At 70.2% G+C, this 20341-nt stretch carries 11 protein-coding genes; 5 read left to right on the top strand and 6 right to left on the bottom strand.

All coding sequences use genetic code 11. From position 1 onward, the window contains the following. Positions 1–135 precede the first annotated feature (135 nt). Positions 136–1497 (top strand): tryptophan--tRNA ligase, encoded by a 1362-nt coding sequence (locus tag EV148_RS03080; protein ID WP_131993272.1) that lies wholly within the window; start codon positions 136–138, stop codon positions 1495–1497. A 255-nt stretch (positions 1498–1752) separates the two neighbouring features. Continuing rightward, positions 1753–2682, top strand: coding sequence for an aspartyl/asparaginyl beta-hydroxylase domain-containing protein (locus EV148_RS03075; RefSeq protein WP_131993269.1), 930 nt, complete (start codon positions 1753–1755; stop codon positions 2680–2682). 206 nt (positions 2683–2888) lie between these two features. Here the strand turns inward: EV148_RS03075 and dusB are convergent, their stop codons facing one another. The 5 genes from dusB to EV148_RS03050 form a co-directional block, all read right to left on the bottom strand. Then, positions 2889–3887, bottom strand: a complete 999-nt coding sequence (dusB, locus tag EV148_RS03070) for a tRNA dihydrouridine synthase DusB (RefSeq protein ID WP_131993266.1) — start codon at positions 3885–3887, stop codon at positions 2889–2891. A 139-nt stretch (positions 3888–4026) separates the two neighbouring features. Next, positions 4027–5658, bottom strand: a complete 1632-nt coding sequence (locus EV148_RS03065; RefSeq protein ID WP_131993263.1) for a hypothetical protein — start codon at positions 5656–5658, stop codon at positions 4027–4029. Between the two features lie 163 nt (positions 5659–5821). Continuing rightward, positions 5822–8791 carry a serine/threonine-protein kinase gene (locus EV148_RS03060; RefSeq protein ID WP_158287287.1) on the bottom strand — a complete coding sequence of 990 codons (2970 nt, stop codon included), beginning with the start codon at positions 8789–8791 and terminating at the stop codon, positions 5822–5824. Between the two features lie 854 nt (positions 8792–9645). After that, positions 9646–11307, bottom strand: coding sequence for an MFS transporter (locus EV148_RS03055; protein WP_131993257.1), 1662 nt, complete (start codon positions 11305–11307; stop codon positions 9646–9648). Positions 11308–11425: 118 nt separating this feature from the next. Then, the gene (locus tag EV148_RS03050; RefSeq protein ID WP_131993254.1) at positions 11426–12802 is read right to left on the bottom strand and encodes a hypothetical protein; all 1377 of its coding nucleotides are present in this window, start codon (positions 12800–12802) and stop codon (positions 11426–11428) included. A gap of 242 nt (positions 12803–13044) precedes the next feature. Here EV148_RS03050 and acs point away from each other — a divergent pair, with 242 nt between their 5' ends. Continuing rightward, on the top strand, positions 13045–14985 hold the full coding sequence (gene acs, locus EV148_RS03045; protein ID WP_131993251.1) for an acetate--CoA ligase: 1941 nt from the start codon (positions 13045–13047) through the stop codon (positions 14983–14985). Positions 14986–15107: 122 nt separating this feature from the next. Then, on the top strand, positions 15108–15758 hold the full coding sequence (locus EV148_RS03040; RefSeq protein WP_131993248.1) for a response regulator: 651 nt from the start codon (positions 15108–15110) through the stop codon (positions 15756–15758). A gap of 66 nt (positions 15759–15824) precedes the next feature. Here the strand turns inward: EV148_RS03040 and EV148_RS03035 are convergent, their stop codons facing one another. Next, positions 15825–19334: a hybrid sensor histidine kinase/response regulator gene (locus tag EV148_RS03035; protein WP_199222700.1), complete on the bottom strand. Its 3510-nt coding sequence runs from the start codon at positions 19332–19334 to the stop codon at positions 15825–15827. A 139-nt stretch (positions 19335–19473) separates the two neighbouring features. On the opposite strand from EV148_RS03035, the gene EV148_RS03030 reads away from it, so the two are divergent. Then, positions 19474–20151, top strand: a complete 678-nt coding sequence (locus EV148_RS03030; RefSeq protein ID WP_241987953.1) for a DedA family protein — start codon at positions 19474–19476, stop codon at positions 20149–20151. Positions 20152–20341 lie beyond the last annotated feature (190 nt).

The raw sequence follows: 20341 nt of genomic DNA, 5'->3' as shown, positions 1-20341 counted from the left end.
CTTCAACAACCGCGGCTTTTGCCTTCCGCGGGTGCTGCTTCGTGTTTCAGGCCTTGCGCTTTCCCGGCACCGATCGAGCCCCGACGGGCGGGAGTTCCCGTAAACTCGTCGGCCCCCGACTGCGCATGCAACCGTGTGAGCCACGACAAGCGCCGGATCCTCACCGGCATCACGACCAGCGGCACGCCCCATCTCGGCAACTACGTCGGCGCGATCCGCCCGGCCATCGCTGCGAGCCGGCGCGCCGACGCGCAGTCGTTCTATTTCCTAGCCGACTACCACGCGCTGATCAAGACCGGCGATCCCGCGCGCGTGCAGCAGTCGACGCTGGAGATCGCCGCGAGCTGGCTCGCCTGCGGGCTCGATCCGGACAGCGTGCACTTCTACCGGCAGTCGGACATCCCGGAAATCCCCGAGCTCACCTGGTTCCTCACCTGCGTCACCGCCAAGGGCCTGCTCAACCGCGCGCATGCGTACAAGGCCGCGGTCGACCAGAACAGTGCGGCCGGCGAGGATGCCGATGCCGGCATCACCGCGGGCCTGTACATGTACCCGGTGCTGATGGCCGCGGACATCCTCATCTTCAACGCGCACGAAGTGCCGGTCGGCCGCGACCAGATCCAGCACATCGAGATGGCGCGCGATATCGGCCAGCGCTTCAACCACCTCTACGGTGGCGACTACTTCACCTTGCCCGAGGCGCGCATCGAGGAGAACGTCGCGACGCTGCCCGGCACCGACGGGCGCAAGATGTCCAAGAGCTACGACAACACGATCCCGTTGTGGCTGCCGGCGAAGGACCTGCGCAAGGCGATCCTCGGCATCGTCACCGACTCGCGCGCGCCGGGCGAGCCGAAGGACCCGGACAGCTCGAACATCTTTGCGATCTACCAGGCGTTCGCGAGCGCGGAAGAAACCGCGGCGATGCGCCGCGCATTCGCCGACGGCATCGCCTGGGGCGAGGCGAAGCAGGCACTGTTCGAGCGCATCGACGCCGAACTTGCACCGATGCGCGAACGTTACGAGGCGCTCGTCGCCGAGCCCGAGCGCATCGAGAAGCTGCTGCTCGACGGCGCGCGCCGCGTGCGCGAGATCGGCACGCCGCTGCTGCGCCGCCTGCGCACCGCGGTCGGTATCCGGCCTCTGGACGAGCTCCACGGCAACGCGACAGGCGCGATTCTCCGCGATCGAGCGTCATCGGTTGCGAGCGTCCCACCGCACCTCAAGAGCTATCGCGATGCCGACGGCCGATTCCATTTCAAGTTTACCGATGGCGACGGAACCGTGCTGCTGGAGAGCGGCGGGTTCGTTTCGCCGCGCGACGCCGGCCAGTACGCGAGCCGGCTCGTCGACGCCGGTGACGACGCCGAGGCCGCGCGCAACCTCGTAGGCGACACGAGCGCGATCGCGGTCGCGCATCCCGACCTGGAACGCGTGCTTGCCGCGTTGGCGCGCCTGAAGGCAGACAAGCTCGCGAGGGAACACGCGAAGAAGTAGAGCCGCTGCGACACCCGTGTGGGACGTGTCCACTGGGCGACCACGGCGTCGCAATGCACCGCGGTGTGCCGGTCGCGCACGGGGTGCGCCTGCAGCGGGTGTCGTATGCCGAGTCCGTGGATGGAAGCCGCGACGCTTCCCGGCCCTCGGCCAAGCCCTCGACAAAGCGCGACCCGCCCCCACATGACCTTGGTCAATAGGCCCCGCCCGCCACACGGCGTATCCTGAGTGACCTGCTTCCCGAAACCCCGCGTCGTGTCCTTCCGCCTCATCCTCGCCATCGTCGCCGTGCTCTACCTCGCCAGCGTGCTCTATGTGCACTGGCGCGGGCGCGAGCGCCTCTCGTTCAAGCGCCAGCTCGTCGACCACTCCGGCATCTTCGCGCCGTACAACGTGCTCATGTACGCGTTCTCGGCGACGCCCGCGCGGCCTTACCTCGATCGCGCCGCGTTCGCCCACCTCGATGCGCTGCGCGATGGCTGGCAGGGCATCCGCGAAGAAGCGCTGCACCTGTTCGACGAGGGCTACATCCGCTCGGCCGAAAAGCACAACGACGCGAGCTTCTCGTCATTCTTCAAGGAAGGCTGGAAGCGCTTCTACCTCAAGTGGTATGGCGAACCGCTGCCGTCCGCGCACGCGCTGTGCCCGAACACGGTCGCGCTGCTCGCGACGATCCCCGAGGTGAAGGCGGCGATGTTCGCGCTGCTGCCGCCGGGCGCGAAGCTCAACCCGCACCGCGATCCGTTCGCCGGCTCGCTGCGCTACCATCTTGGCCTCGTCACGCCGAACTCGGACGCGTGCCGCATCTTCGTCGACGGCGAGGAATACTCGTGGCGCGACGGCGAGGACGTCGTGTTCGACGAGACCTACGTGCACTGGGCCGAGAACCGCACCGACCAGACGCGCGTGATCCTGTTCTGCGACGTCGAGCGGCCGCTGCGCACGCCGATCCTGCGCGCCATCAACCGCGTCGTCGGCCGCGTGCTCGGGCAGGCCACCGCGACGCAGAACGTCGGCGGCGAGCGCGTCGGCGCGATCAACCGCCTGTACGGCCTCGCCCACCAGGCCGGCGTGCTGCGCAAGCGCTTCAAGCGCGCCACGCCGCGCCTTTACAAGCTCACCCGCGTCGCGCTCGTGCTCGCCCTCGCCGCATGGCTCGCCCTGCCGTGGCTGCGTGGAATCTGAGCCGAAGCAACGGCCAAAGCCTGAAACACGAAGGACACGAAAAAGAGCAGCAACGGTGGTTGCCTCCGTCGCGCGCGGGCGTGCGGATCGTGCGTGCTTTGCCGCGCGCCTTGGTGGCGTCGAGTCCTGCGGATGCCCGGACATGAAATGTCCGAGAGTCTTTCCTTCGCGTCGAAGGCTTTGCTCCAGCTCCTGCTCCGCCCGGCCTAGGCCGCCGCGGCGAACTCGTGCGCCGCATCCGCGGCGAGTGCGTCGAAGTACTCGCGCGTGAGGCGCTGCTGTTCGGCGGCGCTCTCGGCGCGGTTCGCCACCGCGCGGAACGCGGCGTTTTCCGGGCGGTCCTTCGCGTACCAGCCGAGGTGCTTGCGCGCGATGCGCACGCCCTGCTGCTCGCCGTAGAACGCGTAGAGGTCGTCGAGGTGGCCGAGCAGGATGTCGCGCACTTCGGCTGGCGACGGCGGCGCGAGCGTCGCGCCGGTCGCGAGGTGGTGGGCGACCTCCCGGAAGATCCACGGCCGCCCCTGCGCGGCGCGGCCGATCATGACCGCGTCGGCGCCCGTCATGTCGAGTACGTGCTTCGCCTTCGCCGGCGAATCGACGTCGCCGTTGGCGAACACCGGGATGCGGATCGCGGCCCTGATCGCCGCGATCGTCTCGTACTCGGCTTCGCCCGCGTAGAGGTCCGCGCGCGTGCGGCCGTGCACGGCGAGCGCGGCGATGCCGGCGTCCTCGGCGATGCGCGCGATGCGCACGCCGTTGCGATTGTCGCGGTTCCAGCCGGTGCGGATCTTCAGCGTGACCGGCACGTCGACCGCGTTCACGACCGCGGCGACGATGCGCGCGACGAGGGGTTCGTCCTGCAGCAGCGCCGAACCCGACCAGACGTTGCAGACCTTCTTCGCCGGGCAGCCCATGTTGATGTCGATGAGCTGCGCGCCGTGGTCGACGTTGTAGCGCGCGGCCCCGGCGAGCATCGCCGGGTCGTAGCCGGCGATCTGCACGCTGACCGGATCGGGCTCGCCGACGTGGTCCATGCGCTTGAGCGACTTGCGCGTCGTCCACAGGCGCGGATCGGCGGTCGTCATCTCGGACACGGCCAGCCCCGCGCCGAGCCGCTTGCACAGCTGGCGGAACGGCTTGTCGGTGACGCCGGCCATCGGCGCAAGCACGACGGGCGGGTCGATCGTATGGGAACCGATGCGCATGGGGTCCGCATTGTAGCCGCGCGCCGCCACGCGCGCGCCGTCATGGCCGAAAGTACGGGGAAGGTGCCTTCGACGTCAGCCCTCAGCCCTCGAGCACATGCGGCCGCCCGCCCCCGGCAGCGGCCGCATGCGCCCTCGATCAGCGCTTCGCCGCCTTGCGCAACTTCGCCGCGACGGCCCTGTCGACCTGGCGGCCGAACGCGCGGTGCGCCGGGGCATTGGTCGCGTCGATGCTGACGTCGTCGATGAAGATGTTGCCGTCGAACGCGCCGCCACCCGGGTAGTCGTACTGGAACTGGATCGTGTGCTCGGCGCCGTCGGCGTAGCCCGAGATGTCGATCGACTGCGGCACGTACTGCATGTCGCCGGCGAGCGTCGAAACGTCGGTGGTTTCGACCGGCGTGCCATCGACGGTGACGGTGAGGGTGCCGGCGAGGTCGGGCACGCCGGCGGCGAAGCGCCAGTAGTTGAGGTACTGCGGGCCGCTCGCGGGCATCGTCAGCGTCTGCGCAAGCGTCTGCGTCTCCGGGTTGTCGCCGCCCCAGCCGCCGAACCAGACGGTGTAGATGCCGTCGTGCGTCGGCATGCCGCCGGAGACGAAATTGGTGCCGCCACCAGCGTTGGGGTTGCCGTCGACCGCATCCCAGTGCGGGTTCGGGCCGAAGTCCGCCTCGGTGTCCTCGAAGCTGCCGTCGGTGACCACCGGCGGCGGCGGCGGCGGGTCGAAGCCGTCGGCGAACAGGTGGTCGACCGGCGAGTTGGCGCCGTCGACGACGAACGAGACCATGCCGTTCGTGCCGAACGTCCAGCCGGCGACCTTCGAGCCGTCGCCGGAAATCGCGGTGAGGCCTCCCGCGAGCGGCAGCGTGAGATCGCCCGGGATCTGGATGCCGCGGTCGGCGAGGTAGTCGGTGAGCACCTGCGAGCCGCCCGCTTCGGTCCAGATCAGCAGCGCGCGCGGCGGGTTGTCGAAGAAGCCGCTCGCGCCGACGATCATCGAGCCGTCGTCGCTGACGCCGAACGCGAACGGCATGTCCGGGATCTCGGTGATCTCGCCGGTCGCGACGTTCATGCGCCAGCCGCTGCCGACCGCCCATTGGCCGTTGCCGCTGAGGCCGTCCGTTTCGCCGAGGTCGTTGCCTTGGGCGTCGCGCACGTAGGTCGCCACGCGGTCGATCCAGACGACGCCGCGGCGGAAGCCGGTGACCGGGTCGTCGCTCCAGCCGCCGACGACATGGCCGTCGGCGCTGATCACATTGCCGCGCGACGCGCTCGTCGTGTTGTCGACGGGCAGGTCGACGACGCCGTCGACGGGCGAGTAGTAGTAAGCCTTGGCGACGCTGAAGTCGTCGGTCCAGGCGAGGCCGACCGCGCTGCCGTCGTCGGCGAGATCGTAGACGTCGACGTTGTCGATGCCCGCGGGCATCGGCAGCGGCGTCGAGGTGGCGGCACCGATCGGCGACACTGCCGGCAGGTCGTGGCCGCCGTTGGCCGAGCCGCCGTCGTCGGAGCGCGCGCCCGAGATCGTGCCGGCGTTGTTGACGCCGTTCGCATAGACCATGTCCTGCACCAGGTCCTCGGCGCCCGTCGACGCCGTCCAGCGCAGGCCGCCGGCGCCGAATACCGAGGCGACGAGGTACTCGCCGTTCTGCGAGAACTTCGTCGCCTGTGCATTCGGCGTCGTGAGTTCGATCAGGCTCGCGGCGTGGGCGACGCCGCCGGCCGAGGCGAGGGCCGCGGCGAGCGCCGCCGCGATCGGGGAAATACGCATGCTGACTCCTGGACGTATGGATGGCCGGTCGGGATGCCGGCGATCGACCGGGATGCGTGCCGCAGCCCGGAGCCGCCGACCCTAGTCCGCCGCCACCGACGCGGGACTCACGCGTCATTCGCGGCCCATTCGCGCTCGCTTCGCGGAGCGTTTTCGCCTTGCCCTACAACGGTTTGGCGCGGGGCGGCGCGCGCTCCGCGAGCGCGTGCGGCGTGGCCGTGGCCGTGGCGAGGCGGCGCATGTGCTGCAGCGCCGCGACCCAGCGCGCGGCGAGCCCGGCCTGGGCGGCGATCGCCTCCGCCTGGTCGAGATGGCTCCTCGCGTCGGCGCCGAGGCCGAGTGCGAATTCGGCCTCGGCCAGCGCGAGCGCGGCCTCGGCGATGCGCGGGCTCGTGGGCAGGTACAGCGCGTGCCGGGCGGCGAGCGCGTCGGCGAGCAGCGGACGCGCCCGGGCGGCGTCGCCGCGCAGGAGCCGCGCGCGCGCCTCGAGCACGGCGCCGTCGGCGATCGTCGAGCGCAGGAACGGCGCGAGTTCGCTCGCTCGCGCGCGCGCGACCACATCGGCCGCGCGCGTGATCGCCCGCACGGTGAGACCCTCGGCCAGCTCCAGCTCGGCTTCGACGAGATCGCGCCGCAGGGCCGCGGCGAGCGAGGAGAGCGCATCGCCGTCCAGCGCGGGCAGGCTGGCGAACTGCTCGCGCGCGCCTGCGACGCGCCCGGCATCGAGCGCGATGCGGATGCGCAGCATCGCCGACGCCTCGCTCGGGCGCCGGCCGGCGTGTGTGAGGATGTCGGTCGCCTCGGCCAGGGCGCGCTCGGCGTCGGCGTCGCGGCCGAGCTCGACCTGCGCATCGGCGAGCCGCTGCAGCGAGATGCCGAGGAACGCGCCGGTCGGATCGAAATCGCGCGCGAGCGCGACGGCCGCTTCGGCATCCGCGAGCGCCGAAGCCGCATCGCCAGCACGCGCCGCCGCGCGGCTCGCCATGCCGAGGGCGTAGGTGCGCAGTTGCATCGCCTCGATGCCATGGTCCGCGGTCGGCGCGGCGGCCTTCGCCTGCAGCGCCGCCTCCAGCGCCTCGCGCGGCCGGTCGGCATTGAGCAGCGTGGCGGCCATGGTCGTCTGTGCGCGCACGAGGTCGTAATCGTTCTCGTCGTGGAACGCACGCGCCTGTGCGATCGCGTGTTCGAGCGAGGCGCGCGCCGCGTCGTGGCGCGATGTGTAGCTCTGCGCCTCGCCGAGCTGGCGATAGTAGGTGGACAGCATCGGATTGTGCGCGCCGTCGCTGGCGAGCGCGACGTCGACCGCGCGCTGCAGGGGGCCGACCGCCTGCGCCATGCGCGCGCTGTAGCCCGCGACGAGCCCCTGCAGGTAGAGCGCCTGCGCGAGGTCGTCCGATGGCGGCATGCGTTCGAGGATCGCGACCGCCCCCGCGGTTTCATTGGCCGCACTCGCCATGTCCGTCGTGACGTGGCTGCTCGCGCGCGTGACGAGCAGCTTGGCGCGCAGCACCGAATCCCGGTCACCGAGCCGGTCGAGGATCGCGCCGGCCTCGGCCAGCGAGGACTGCTGCTCGGCGTCGTCGGGCGAGACGTCGGCGAGCGCGATGAGGTCGGCCGCGAGCTCGCGCGAATCGCCACCGTTGACGCGCCGGCTCAGCGGCACTGCCGTGCGGCGCACCGGCACCTGTGCGGCGGAGAGCGCGAACTCGCCGTAGAGGTCGCCGAACAGGCGCAGCAGCGCGAGCTTGTGCGCCGGCGCGTCGTCGAGTTCGTGCTGGATGCGCTCGACGCCGATGTCGAGCAGCTCGCGTGCGGTCGTCGCGCGTGCCTTGACGGGATCGGCCTGGCGGCTGCTGCTGTGGCGGAACAGGTCGACCAGGAATGCCTGCACCGCGGCGGAGCTGCGTGCCTCGGCGCGCGCCTTGTCCGCCTGCCAGGCGATGCCGCCGAGCGCGATCGCCATCGCCGCGAACACGGCGCCGGCGCTCGCGAGGCCGAGCCAGTGCCGCCGCACGAAGCGGCGCAGGTGATAGCCGGTCGCGCCCGCGCGCGCGGCGACCGGTTCGTGCGCGAGATGGCGACGCACGTCGTCGGCGAGCGCGCGCGCGTCCGGATAGCGCGCGGCCGCGTCGCTGCGCAGTGCGCGCCGCACGATCGCATCGAGGTCGCCGCGCAACGCACGCGCAGCGACGCCGCCCGCGCCGGCATGGCGGCTCGGCGGCGGCAACGGCCGCTCGGCGAGGCGGCGCAACGCGGTCGTCATCGGGGCGCCTTCGACGGACCACGGCAACGTGCCGGTCAGCAGTTCGAACAGCGTCACGCCGAGCGCATGAACGTCCGTGCTCGTGCCGACGTGCCCGCCGGTCAGCTGTTCGGGCGCGGCATAGGCGGGCGAAAGGTGCAGCGTCTGCGTGGTGTTGCGTCCACCGTCCTGGTCGAGCAGCTTGGCGATGCCGAAATCGAGCAGCTTCACGCGGCCGTCGGCGCCGACGAGGATGTTGGCCGGCTTGATGTCGCGGTGCACGACGAGGCGCGTGTGCGCGTACGCGACCGCGTCGCACACCTGCAGGAACAGTTCCAGCCGCTCGCGCAGCGGCAAGCCGTGGCGCCGCGCGTATGCGGTCAGGTGCTCGCCCTCGACGTACTCGATGACGAGATAGGCCGAACCACGCGCATCGACGTCGGCTTCGTACAGGCGCGCGATGCCCGGATGCTCGAGCGAGGCGAGGATGCCGCACTCGATCGCGAAGCGCGCGCGCGTCGCCGCGTCGGCATCGCGCACGAGCTTGACCGCGGCGCGTTGCGCGAAGCCGCCGTCGTCGCGCTCGGCGAGCCAGACTTCGGCCGAGCCGCCGCTGCCGAGCTTGCGCACGAGGCGGTACGCACCGACGCGGCGCGCGACGCCGGGCGGCGCCGCACCCGCCGGCACCTCGGCGCCGTCGCGCAGCGGCGTGCGATCGAGGAAGCCTTCGCCGGACTCGGCCAGGCGCAGCAGGCGATCCATGCGCTGGCGATAAGCGGGATCGGTGCCGCACACCTGGTCGAGCAAGACGGCGCGCTGCTCCGGCGCACATGCGAGCACACGCGCGAGCAGCGCTTCGATCGCTTCGAGCTTGCGGCTGGTCGGATCCACGCCTGCAGGTTCCCGGGTTCCGCATCGTGCACGACCGAGTATCGCACTGGCCGCGGTTGGCCGCGTCGCTCGCGGGCGGCGCTTTCCTTTCCTCTTACGCTCGGGTACGCCGATTTCCGCCATCACGTGGGCCTTGGTGCCCTGGTTCACCACGCGGAACGTTGCGCTCCTCGGCGCTCCGTGTGGTAGCCACGCAAGGCTTCTTCCGCCCTTGCGCGGCGCTCGCGAGGTTCCGCTCGCCTCGGCGGCGAGCGGGTGTCTTCTCTTTGCTTGCCCAAAGAGAAGGCACCAAGAGAAAGGGCACCCGCGTCGCCGCCCGCGGGGCTGCGCCCCGCGGGTTCGCGGTCGTCGGCCGGTTGCGCCGACAGCGCATCCCTGCGCTGACGGCGCAATGCGCGCGATCCATCGCGCGCACCCTTCGGGCCGTTTCGGCCGCCGCCCGCCGGCGCCGAGGGGACCCGGTGGAGCGGAACAGCAGGAAGAGCAGGAAGAGCAGGAAGAGCAGGAAGAGCAGGAAGAGCAGGGAGGCTCCACCTCGTCGTCCCGGCGAAAGCCGGGACCCAGCGTCTTCGCACCGCACAGGAGCGGGATTCCGGCGTCGCCGGAATGACGACGCTTTTGCTTTCGCTTGATTGCTGGCGAAAGCACAGGTTGAAGCGGAAGAAGCCTTGCGCGGCTCCCCGCATCGGCTCCGGCGCAATGCTCCGCGCGGTGGGCGGCCGAGGCCAACCAACCCGTGCGTGAGACCGAAAAAAAAACCTTCCCCGTTGCCGGGGAAGGTCGCCACGAGGCAGTCGCGCGCTCGATGGGAGGGAGAGGGAAGGAGCGCGCGAACCGCCTTTCCCGAGCAGCAGCTATTTCGAGATGTCGACGTCCTTTGTCTCGCGCACGAAGAACGTGCCGATCACGAAGGTCATCGCGGCGATGATCACCGGGTACCAGAGGCCCGAGTAGATGTCGCCGGTGGCGGCGACGATCGCGAAGGCCGTGGTCGGCAGGAAGCCGCCGAACCAGCCGTTGCCGATGTGGTAGGGCAGGCTCATGGAGGTGTAGCGGATGCGCGTCGGGAACAGTTCGACCAGCCACGCCGCGATCGGGCCGTAGACCATCGTCACGTAGATCACGAGGATCGTGAGGATCAGCAGCAGCATGCCCTGGTTGATCTGCGCGGGATCGGCCTTGGCCGGATAGCCGGCCGAGGCGAGCGCGCTCTTGAGGTCGGCGTTGAACGTCTCCGATTGCGCCTTGAACGCGGCCGGGTCCATGCCGGTGCCGTTGAACGACTGGATCGTGGTCGCGCCGACCTTCACGCTCGCGCCGTCCGTCCCCGGCGTTTCCTGGTTCGAATACGGGATGCCGCCCTTGGCGAGCGCGCTCTTGATGATGTCGCAGGCGCTGGTGAAGGTCTTCTTGCCGATCGGGTCGAACTGGAAGCTGCACTTGGCGGGGTCGGCGACGACGACGACCGGGCTGGTCGCCGCGGCGTGTTCGATCGCCGGGTTGCCGTAGTGGGTGAGCGCCTTGAACAGCGGGAAGTAGGTCAGCACCGCGAGCAGGCAGCCGAGCATGATGATCGGCTTGCGGCCGACGCGGTCGGACAGCGCGCCGAACACGACGAAGAACGGCGTGGCGATGAGCAACGCGCCGGCGATCAGCAGGTTCGCGGTGACCGCTTCGATCTTCAGCACCTGGGTCAGGTAGAACAGTGCATAGAACTGGCCGCAGTACCACACGACGGCCTGGCCGGCGGTCGCGCCGAGCAATGCGAGCAGGACGACCTTGCCGTTGTCCCAGCGCGCGAACGATTCGGTCAGCGGCGCCTTCGAGTGGCGGCCCTCCGCCTTCATCTGCTGGAACAGCGGCGACTCGTTGAGCTGCAGGCGGATGTAGACCGAGATCGCGAGCAGCAGCGCGGAGAGGATGAACGGGATGCGCCAGCCCCAGGTGTCGAAGTCCGCGCCGAGCATCTTGCGGCAGGCGAGGATCACGATCAGCGAGAGGAACAGGCCGAACGTCGCGGTGATCTGGATGAAGCTGGTGTAGAAGCCGCGCTTGCCCGGAGGAGCGTGTTCGGCGACATAGGTCGCCGCACCGCCGTACTCGCCGCCGAGCGCGAGGCCCTGCAGCAGGCGCAACGCGATCAGCAGGATCGGCGCGGCGACGCCGATCGACGCATAGCTCGGCAGCACGCCGACGAGGAACGTCGACAGGCCCATGATCACGATCGTGATGAGGAACGTGTACTTGCGGCCGATCATGTCGCCGAGGCGGCCGAACAGGATCGCGCCGAACGGGCGGACCGCGAAGCCGGCGGCGAATGCGAGCAGCGCGAAGATGAAACCGCTGGTCGGGTTGAGGCCGGAGAAGAACTGCTTGGCGATGATCGCGGCGAGCGATCCGTACAGGTAGAAGTCGTACCACTCGAACACCGTGCCGACGCTCGACGCGATGATCACGCGCTTGTGGCCGGTGGTGAGCGGAGTGGCCGACGGGGAAGTGGTCGCTACGGTTGCCATGGTGTGGTCGCCCCCAAGGTTGATGACGGCTGTCGCCGGCGAGGTGGGTGATCGGCGGCCGCGTCGCGCGGACCGCGCAGCCTGCGGTCCCGCGCACGGGGCGCGGGACCGCCTGCGATCAGAACGTGTACATCGCGCTCACGGCGATCTGGTTGCCGCTGGTCTCCTTGGTCGTGTCGCCCGCGATCGACTTCAGCGTGTCGTGCAGGAACTCCAGTCCAAGCTGGTACGGACCGCTCGCGTAGTGCAGGTTGAGCGCGGTCTGCCGGTTGCGCAGCAGCCCGCTCGCGCCATTGCCCGCCCATTCGAGCACGTCGCCCGAATCGGGTTTGGCGGACGCGAAGAACGCGTTCATGCTCCAGTTCTTCGTGAAGTTGTAGCCGACCTGGAAGAAGCCGCCGGTTTCCTGGATGTCGCCGAACTGCGACATCGCGCCGAAGATCGGGCCGAGCCCCTTGCCGGTGTAGACGAGGCCCTTGAGGTTCCACGGCCCCGGTTTCCACGAGCCGCCGATCTCGACGCCGGTGCTCTTGAGGCCCGACTTGACCGGTGTCGCCGCGTTGCCATCGACGCCCTTGAGATCGATGTCGGCGTAGTGCGCGGCCGCATAGGCGATCCAGTTGGAGCCTTCGGCGCGGATGCGCGCCTCGATCTGCGGACGGAAGTCGGCATTGCCTGCGGTGAGGTGGTTGACCGCCGTGCCCTGGTTGTTCCAGCTGCCTTCGAACGCGCCGACGTCGAGGCGCCACTTGGTGCCTTCGGCGCCGTGGTTGAGGTCCTGCATCATGACGACGCCCGGGTAGCGCCAGCCGATCACGCCGGTGCCGTAGCCGAGCGGGAAGGCGAGGTGCGACAGCGAGGTCGGGATGTTGTCGATCGGGAACATCAGGTCCCACTGCTGGCCGACGCGCACCTTCGTGCCCGAATCGGCGCGCGCGATGTCGAGGTAGGCCTGGCGCAGGCGCGGCGTCGGCTGCGCGAGGCTGTAGGCGCCGGCGCCGTTGTAGCCGCCGAAGAAGTCCATCTCGATGCGGCCGCCGCCGGTCCAGTCGTCGTTGAGGCGTGCGCCGGTGATGTCGAGCCAGAAGCGCGTGTTGCGGATGTCGACGCCGCTCAGGTTGCCCTTCGAGCCGACCACGGGGAATTCGGCGTTCTGGCCGTTGCCGTAGGTGAAGGACTTGTTCTGGCTGAATGCGGTCGCGTTGACGAAGCCGTGGAACGCGACGCTCATGCCCGGCGCGGTGGTGAACGCGGGCGTTTCCTTCTTCGGCTCGGGCGGCGGCGGGGGCGGTGGCGCCTGCACCACCACCGGCGGCGCCTCGCGCTGCGCCTTGATCTGGTCCATCAGCATCTGGACCTGGTGTTCGAGTTCGCTGACGCGCTGCTCGAGCGCGTCCTCGCGCTTGGACGCGGCCGACGCGACGGCTGGCAGCGCGAGCGCGCAGGCGAGCGCGAGCGCGCTCGTGCGCAGGCCGCGACGTAGCTGTGCATGCATGGTGACCGACCCCTCTGTCTGTGGTGGAACCGCAACGGTTCGACATCTCCCCATGGCGTGCGCCGTGCGCATCGCCAGCCCCGGGTGCGAATCGGCACCAGGCGATCCGAGCTTGCGCGCCGCTGCGGCGCATCCTCAATTCGCCAAAGGTCGCGACTCGACTAAAGTCGCAGGCGCGGCGCCGTCGCGCGTGGCGCGGGCTACCATGGCGCTACGCACAATCGCATCCGGAGGGACCTTCGATGGCCAGCCTGCACCCCGTTTCCGCCGATTTCGCCGCGCGCGCGCGCATCGACAAGGCGGCGTACGAACGCGAGTACGCCGAGTCGGTGCGCGACCCGGTCGCGTTCTGGGACCGCATCGGCCGCCGCCTCGACTGGATCAAGCCGTACAGCGAGGTCAAGGACGTGTCCTTCGATGCGCGCGACCTGCACATCCGCTGGTACGCCGATGGCGAACTCAACGTCGCGGCCAACTGCCTCGACCGCCACCTCGCCACGCGCGGCGACAAGACCGCGATCATCTGGGAGGGCGACGATCCGGCGCAGTCGCGCCGCATCAGCTACCGCGAGCTGCACGCCGAGGTGTGCAAGGCGGCGAACCTGCTGGTGAACCTCGGCATCGGCAAGGGCGATCGCGTCGCGATCTACCTGCCGATGATCCCGGAGGCGGCGGTCGCGATGCTCGCCTGCGCGCGCATCGGCGCCGTGCACACGGTCGTCTTCGGCGGCTTCTCGCCCGACTCGCTCGCCGGGCGCATCGCCGACTCGGGCTGCAAGCTCGTCATCACCGCCGACGAGGGCGTGCGCGGCGGCAAGAAGGTGCCGCTCAAGGTCAACGTCGACGAAGCGCTGCAGCGGCCCGGCACCAACAGCGTCGAGACCGTGCTCGTCGTGCGCCACACCGGTGGCGCGGTCGCGATGCAGCCGCCGCGCGACCGCTGGTGGCACGCGCTGATGGAAGGCCAGCCGGCGACGCACGAGGCGGTCGCGATGAACGCGGAAGACCCGCTGTTCATCCTCTACACCTCCGGCAGCACCGGCAAGCCGAAGGGCGTGCTGCACACGACCGGCGGCTATCTCGTCTACGTGAGCTACACGCACGAATGCGTGTTCGACCTGCGCGAGGACGACGTCTACTGGTGCACGGCCGACGTCGGCTGGGTGACCGGCCACAGCTACCTCGTCTACGGCCCGCTCGCCAACGGCGCGACCACGGTGATGTTCGAGGGCGTGCCGAACTGGCCCGACACGAGCCGCTTCTGGCAGGTCGTCGACAAGCACGGAGTGACCTTGTTCTACACCGCGCCGACCGCGATCCGCGCGCTCATGCGCGAAGGCGAGGCGCCGGTGAAGAAGGCCTCGCGCGCTAGCCTGCGCCTGCTCGGCACGGTCGGCGAACCGATCAATCCCGAGGCCTGGGAGTGGTACTGGCGCGTGGTCGGCGACGGCCGCTGCCCGGTCGTCGATACCTGGTGGCAGACCGAGACGGGCGGGATCCTCATCACTCCACTCGCAGGCGCGATCGACCAGAAGCCGGGTTCGGCGACCAAGCCGTTCTTCGGCGTGAAGCCGGCGATCGTCGACGCCAATGGCGCGATCCTCGAGGGCGCCACCGAGGGCAACCTCGTCCTCACCGATTCGTGGCCGGGCCAGATGCGCACCGTCTACGGCGACCACCAGCGCTTCATCGACACCTATTTCCGCACCTATCCCGGCATGTACTTCACCGGCGACGGCGCGCGCCGCGACGAGGACGGTTATTACTGGATCACCGGTCGCGTCGACGACGTGATCAACGTATCGGGTCATCGCCTCGGCACCGCGGAAGTCGAAAGCGCGCTCGTCGCGCATCCGAAGGTCGCCGAGGCCGCGGTGGTCGGCTATCCGCACGACATCAAGGGGCAGGGCATCTACGCCTACGTCACGCTGAAGAGCGGCGAACCGGCGACCGACGAACTGCGCAAGGAACTCGTCGCCTGGGTGCGCAAGGAAATCGGCCCGATCGCGACGCCCGACCAGCTGCAATGGGCACCCGGCCTGCCGAAGACGCGCTCGGGCAAGATCATGCGCCGCATCCTGCGCAAGATCGCCGAGAACGCGCCGGACCAGCTCGGCGACACCTCGACGCTGGCCGATCCGTCGGTGGTGAAGAACCTGGTGGAGGAGCGGTTGGTGAAATGAAGCCGGGAATGGGGATTCGTGATTGGTGATTCGCAAATGCAGGCGACATATCGCGATCGCCGGCTCGCAGGCACCACGAATTCCCAGCCACGAATCACCAACCACCAATCACGAATCACCATATGCGCGAAGTCCTGATCGCCGACGACCACCCGCTGTTCCGTGATGCGCTCAAGCGCGCGGTGCAGACCGAGTGGCCGAATGCCTTGTTGCACGAGGCGGACAGCGTGCCGGCGTTGCAGGCGCTCATCGACGCGCACCCGGACGCGGAGCTGCTGCTGCTCGACCTGCACATGCCCGGCGCGAGCGGGTTCTCCGCGCTCGTTCACGTGCGCAGCCAGTATCCGGGCCTGCCGATCGTCGTCGTCTCCGCGCACGAGGAAAGCGCGGTGATCGCGCGCGCGGTCGCGCACGGCGCGTCGGGCTACATCCCGAAATCGGCCTCGATCGGCACGATCGTCGACGCCGTGCGCGGCGTGCTCGCCGGCGAGGTCTGGCTGCCCGAGGCACTGGTCGGCCCCGGCGCGGCACTCGCACCCGACGAAGCGGACGCGGCGGCGCGCATCGCCGAACTCACGCCGCAACAGTTCCGCGTGCTCGCGATGATCGCCGAGGGCCTGCTCAACAAGCAGATCGCCTACGACCTCGGCGTCTCCGAAGCGACCGTGAAGGCGCACATGACCGCGATCATGCGCAAGCTCGGCGTCGGCAACCGCACCCAGGTCGCCCTCCTCGCCAACCACCTCGCGCTCGACGACGAGTCCTTGTCCTGAAGCCAGAACCAAAGCCGGGGCCGAAGCCTCCGTGTCCCAGGCTTCGCCTCCTGCGTTCCTGCACCCTCAATTCTCCGTCGCCGGGTTGCGCGCGCGTTGCGATCGGCGGCCGAGCTGGGCGATGAGGGCGCGCAGGGCGGCGGGGCGCACGGGTTTGTGCAGCACGACGTAGCCGGCCTCGCGCGCCTGGGCGTGCAGTTCGGCGCCGTGGTCGGCGGTGATCAGGGCGCCGGGCGGCGGTGGCTCGCACGCGGCGCGCACGCGGGCGAGGGCGTCGATGCCGTTCTCGCCTGCGTCGAGGTGGTAGTCGGCGAGGACGAGGTCGGGGCGGCGGCGGCGCGCGGCGTCCACCGCGCTCGCGATGTCGCCGGCGAGGTCGCTGGCGACGCCCCATTGCGCGAGCAGGGTCGCCATGCCGTCGAGGATTGCCGCATCGTTGTCGATGCACAGCACGCGCAGGTCGGCGGCGAGGCCGATCGCGCGCGCGCGTGCCGGTTCCGCGCTGTTCTCCGCCGGGGCCGGCTGCGCGCGGGCGACGGTGACCGAGAACACGCTGCCGTGGCCGAGGCGCGAGCGCAGGTCGAGCTGGTGGCCGAGCAGGCGCGCCATGCGGTCGCAGATCGACAAGCCGAGGCCGAGGCCCTTCTCGCCCCACGGCGATACCTGCGTGCCGCGATGGAACTCGTCGAAGATCGCATGCTGTTGCTCGGGCGAGATGCCAGGCCCCGAATCGCGCACTTCGATGCGCCATGCGTCGGGCCCGGCGCGGCGCACGCCGAGCAGCACGCTGCCGCTGCGCGTGTAGCGCAAGGCATTGGCGAGGAAGTTCTGCAGGATGCGCCGGAGCAGCTGCGGATCGGTGCGCACCCACGCGCGCGTCGGCACGAAGCGCAGGCGGATCGCGCGCGCGTTCGCCTGCACGCCGAACTGGTGGCGCAGCGGCTCGATCACCTCGGCCAGCGCGACGGTGCCGATCTCGGCGCGGTACTTGCCCGCATCGAGGCGTGAGGCCTCGAGCAGCGCGTCGAGCAGGTCTTCCGCGGCCTTGAACGCGGTGTCGATGCGTTCGGCCAGGCGCGCCGACTCGGCGTCGAGCTGCGGCTGCTGGCGCAGCGCGGAGGTGAACAGGCGCGCGGCATTGAGCGGCTGCAGCAGGTCGTGGCTCGCCGCGGCGAGGAAGCGTGTCTTCGACAGGTTGGCCGATTCGGCCAGGCGCTTGGCCTGCTCCTGGGCGGCGAGCGCCTCGGACAATTCGTGCGTGCGCTGCTCGACGCGCTGCTCGAGCGTCTCATTGGCCTCGATCAGCGCCTGCTCGGCGTGCTTGTACGCGGTCACGTCGTTGAAAGTCGTGAGGTAGCCGCCGCCCGGCAGCGGTTCGCCGCGCGTCTCGATCACGCGCCCGTCCTCGCGCGTGCGCAGCCAGATGTGCGGCTGCGCCCGGCGCAGGTGCGCGATGCGCTTGCGCACGTGCGCCTCGACGTCGCCGGGCCCGAGCAGGCCGCGTTCGGCGTTGTGGCGGATCAGGTCGGCGACGGGCCGGCCGACGTAGACGTAGCCTTCCGGGTAGTCGAAGAAGTCGAGGTAGCGCCGGTTCCAGGCGACGATGCGCAGGTTCGCGTCGACGACGCTGATGCCCTGCATCATGTTCTCGAACGTGACCGCCATGAGCTCGCGGTTGAAGCGCAGCTCCTGCGACGTCTCGTCGAGCATCGCGACCGCCTCGGTGAGGTCGAGGCCGGTGCCGCGCAGTGCAGTCGTGAGCATGCGCCGCGCGGTCGCCGCGCCGACCGCGCTCGCGAGCAGGCGTTCGGTGTGCTGCAGCAGCGCGCGGTCGGCATAGGCGTCGTTGGCGAGCGATGCCTGCTCGGACTGCGCGTAGCTCGCGAATGCGCGCTCGGCATTGCGTTCGCCGACGATGCGCTCGGCGATCGCGCGCAGCTCGCCGACGCGCACGCGCCCGCGCCATTCCCCAGCGCCCGACGGCCGCGCGAAATCCGGGTCGAGGAACGCGGCCGCGCGCAGGCGCTCATCCACGCCCGGGCGCAGGCGCAGCGAGACGAACACGAGCAGGGCGACGTTGAACAGCAGCGACCAGAACGCGCCGTGCGTGACCGGCTCCCAGCCCTGCAGGTTGAACAGCGCGTGCGGGCGCAGCCAGCCGATTTCGAACGGTCCGCGCTCCATCCACCGCGTCGACAGCCAGCCCGCACTCGCGAGCGTCGGCAGCAGCAGCGTATAGGCCCAGACGAGGAAGCCGGCGACGAGGCCGCAGATGACGCCGAGCCGGCTCGCGCTGCGCCAGTACAGGCCGCTGACGATCGCGGGCGCGAACTGGGCGACCGCGGCGAACGAGAGCAGGCCGATCGCGGCGAGGTTCTGGCTCTGCGTGCTGGCGCGGTAGTAGGCGAACGCGAGCAGCACGAGCACGACGATGGCGACGCGGCGCACGCCGAGCACGATGCCGGACAGGTCCTCGCGCTGTTCGAGGCGCAGGGCGCGGATGCGCAGCAGCAGTGGCATGACGAGGTCGTTGCTGACCATCGTCGCGAGCGCGACCGAGGCGACGATGACCATGCCGGTCGCGGCCGAGTAGCCGCCGATGTAGGCGAAGATCGCGAGCAGGCGGTCGCCGTTGGCGAGCGGCAGCCACAGCACGTAGGCGTCCGGCGCGATCGCATGGCCGCGCGCGGCGACCGCACCCGCGTGCACGATCGGCAGCGCGAACAGGCAGATCACCGCGAGGTAGACCGGGAACAGCCAGCGCGCGCGGCGCACGTCGGACGGGTTCTCGCATTCCACCACGCCGACCTGGAATTGTCGCGGCAGGCAGAAGATCGCGGTGAACGCGAGCACGGTCTGGGCGAGGAAGCCGGGCGGCAGGCCGTTCGCCAGCGCCGCCTCGAACGGTTGCGCGAACACGTCGAGGTCGCGACTGCGGCCGAGCGCGTACACGCCCACCGCGACGAACGCGAGCAGCTTGACCAGCGACTCGGCGGCGATCGCGAGCATCATGCCGTGATGGTGTTCGCTCGCATCGATGCCGCGCGTGCCGAACAGGATCGCGAACGCGGCGAGGATCAGCGCGATGTAGAGCGCGGTGTCGCCGAACGGCGAGTCGGCGTGGCCGCCGCCGCCCGCGAGCACGGTGAAGCTCATGCCGACGGCCTTCAGCTGCAGGGCGAGGTAGGGCACCACCGCGGTCACCGCGATCAGCGTGACGAGCGCGCCGAGCGCGTGCGACTTGCCGAAGCGCGAGCCGATGAAATCCGCGATCGAGGTGATGCGGCGCTCCTTCGCGACCGCGACGAGACGCTCGAAGAGGCCGAAGCCGGCGACGAACAGCAGGATCGGGCCGAGATAGATCGGCAGGTAGGCGAGGCCGTCGCGCGCGGCGGTGCCGACCGCGCCGTAGAACGTCCACGACGAGCAGTACACGGCGAGCGCGAGGCTGTAGACGATCGGCCGCAACCACGCGCGCGTCGGATAGAGCGGCCGCCGGTCGCCGTAGTAGGCGACGCCGAACAGCGCGCCGACGTACAGCACCGAAGCGAGCAGCAGGATCCAGCGTGGAATCATCCAGTGGCCTCGAAAGCGTCCGCATCGCGCATTGCTGCGACCGCACGCGGCGCGCCCGGCATCGTCGCGGGCGCGCGCGGCAGGCCGATCATACGACCGACGCGACGCCACGCGCGGCGTGCCCGTAAAATGGACGCCCTTGCGCTCCCCCGGCCACGAAATGGCGTTCCTCGACCAGTTGATCAGCCTCTTCATCCAGCACGGCTACTTCGCCGTGTTCGCGGTGCTGCTGATCAGCGGCCTCGGCGTGCCGATCCCGGAGGACCTCTCGCTCGTCGCGGGCGGGATCATCGCCGGGCTCGGCCATGCCGACGTGCGCGTGATGTGCGCGGTCGGGCTCGCCGGCGTGCTGGTCGGCGATTCGTTCGTGTTCCTCGTCGGCCGCACGTTCGGCGTTCGCGCGCTGCGCGTGCGCTGGGTCGCCCATGTGCTCACGCCGCGCCGGCATGCGCAAGTCAAGGCGAAGTTCTCGCGCTACGGCAACCGCCTCATGTTCGTCGCGCGCTTCCTGCCGGGGCTGCGCACGGCCGTGTTCCTCACCGCGGGAATGAGCCACCGCGTGTCCTTCCTGCGCTTCATCGCGCTCGATGGCCTCGCCGCGCTGGTCTCGGTGCCGTTCTGGATCTGGCTCGGCTATCTCGGCGCCGAACACCGCGAGTGGGTGCTCGCCCAGCTGCACCGCGGCCAAGGCGTGCTCGGCGCGCTGCTCGTCGTGCTCGTCGCGTTCGTCATGGCATGGGCCTGGCGTCGCGGCCGCGAACGCCTGCGCCGCCTGCACGCGCACCGCGAACGGCGTGCGGAACGCACGCGGTCGTGAAGAAGCCGCTCGTGTTTCAAGGCTTCGGCTTTCGCCCGCCGATGCGGCACTCTCCGTAGGGCGGTACGCGCCAAGCGCGTGCCGCCGCATGCTCGCCGCCGTGTCGCGGTCGTGCGGCGGGACTCGCGCTGCGCGCTCGACCCGCCCTACGCCCTCGACTCGGCTGTAGGCATGCAAGCCCCGGGTGGGT

Origin of the sequence: Dokdonella fugitiva, assembly GCF_004342425.1 — a bacterium.
Classification (GTDB): domain Bacteria; phylum Pseudomonadota; class Gammaproteobacteria; order Xanthomonadales; family Rhodanobacteraceae; genus Dokdonella_A; species Dokdonella_A fugitiva.
The sequence above is the reverse complement of the archived record's forward strand: the minus strand, read 5'-3'. Positions and strand labels throughout refer to the sequence as shown.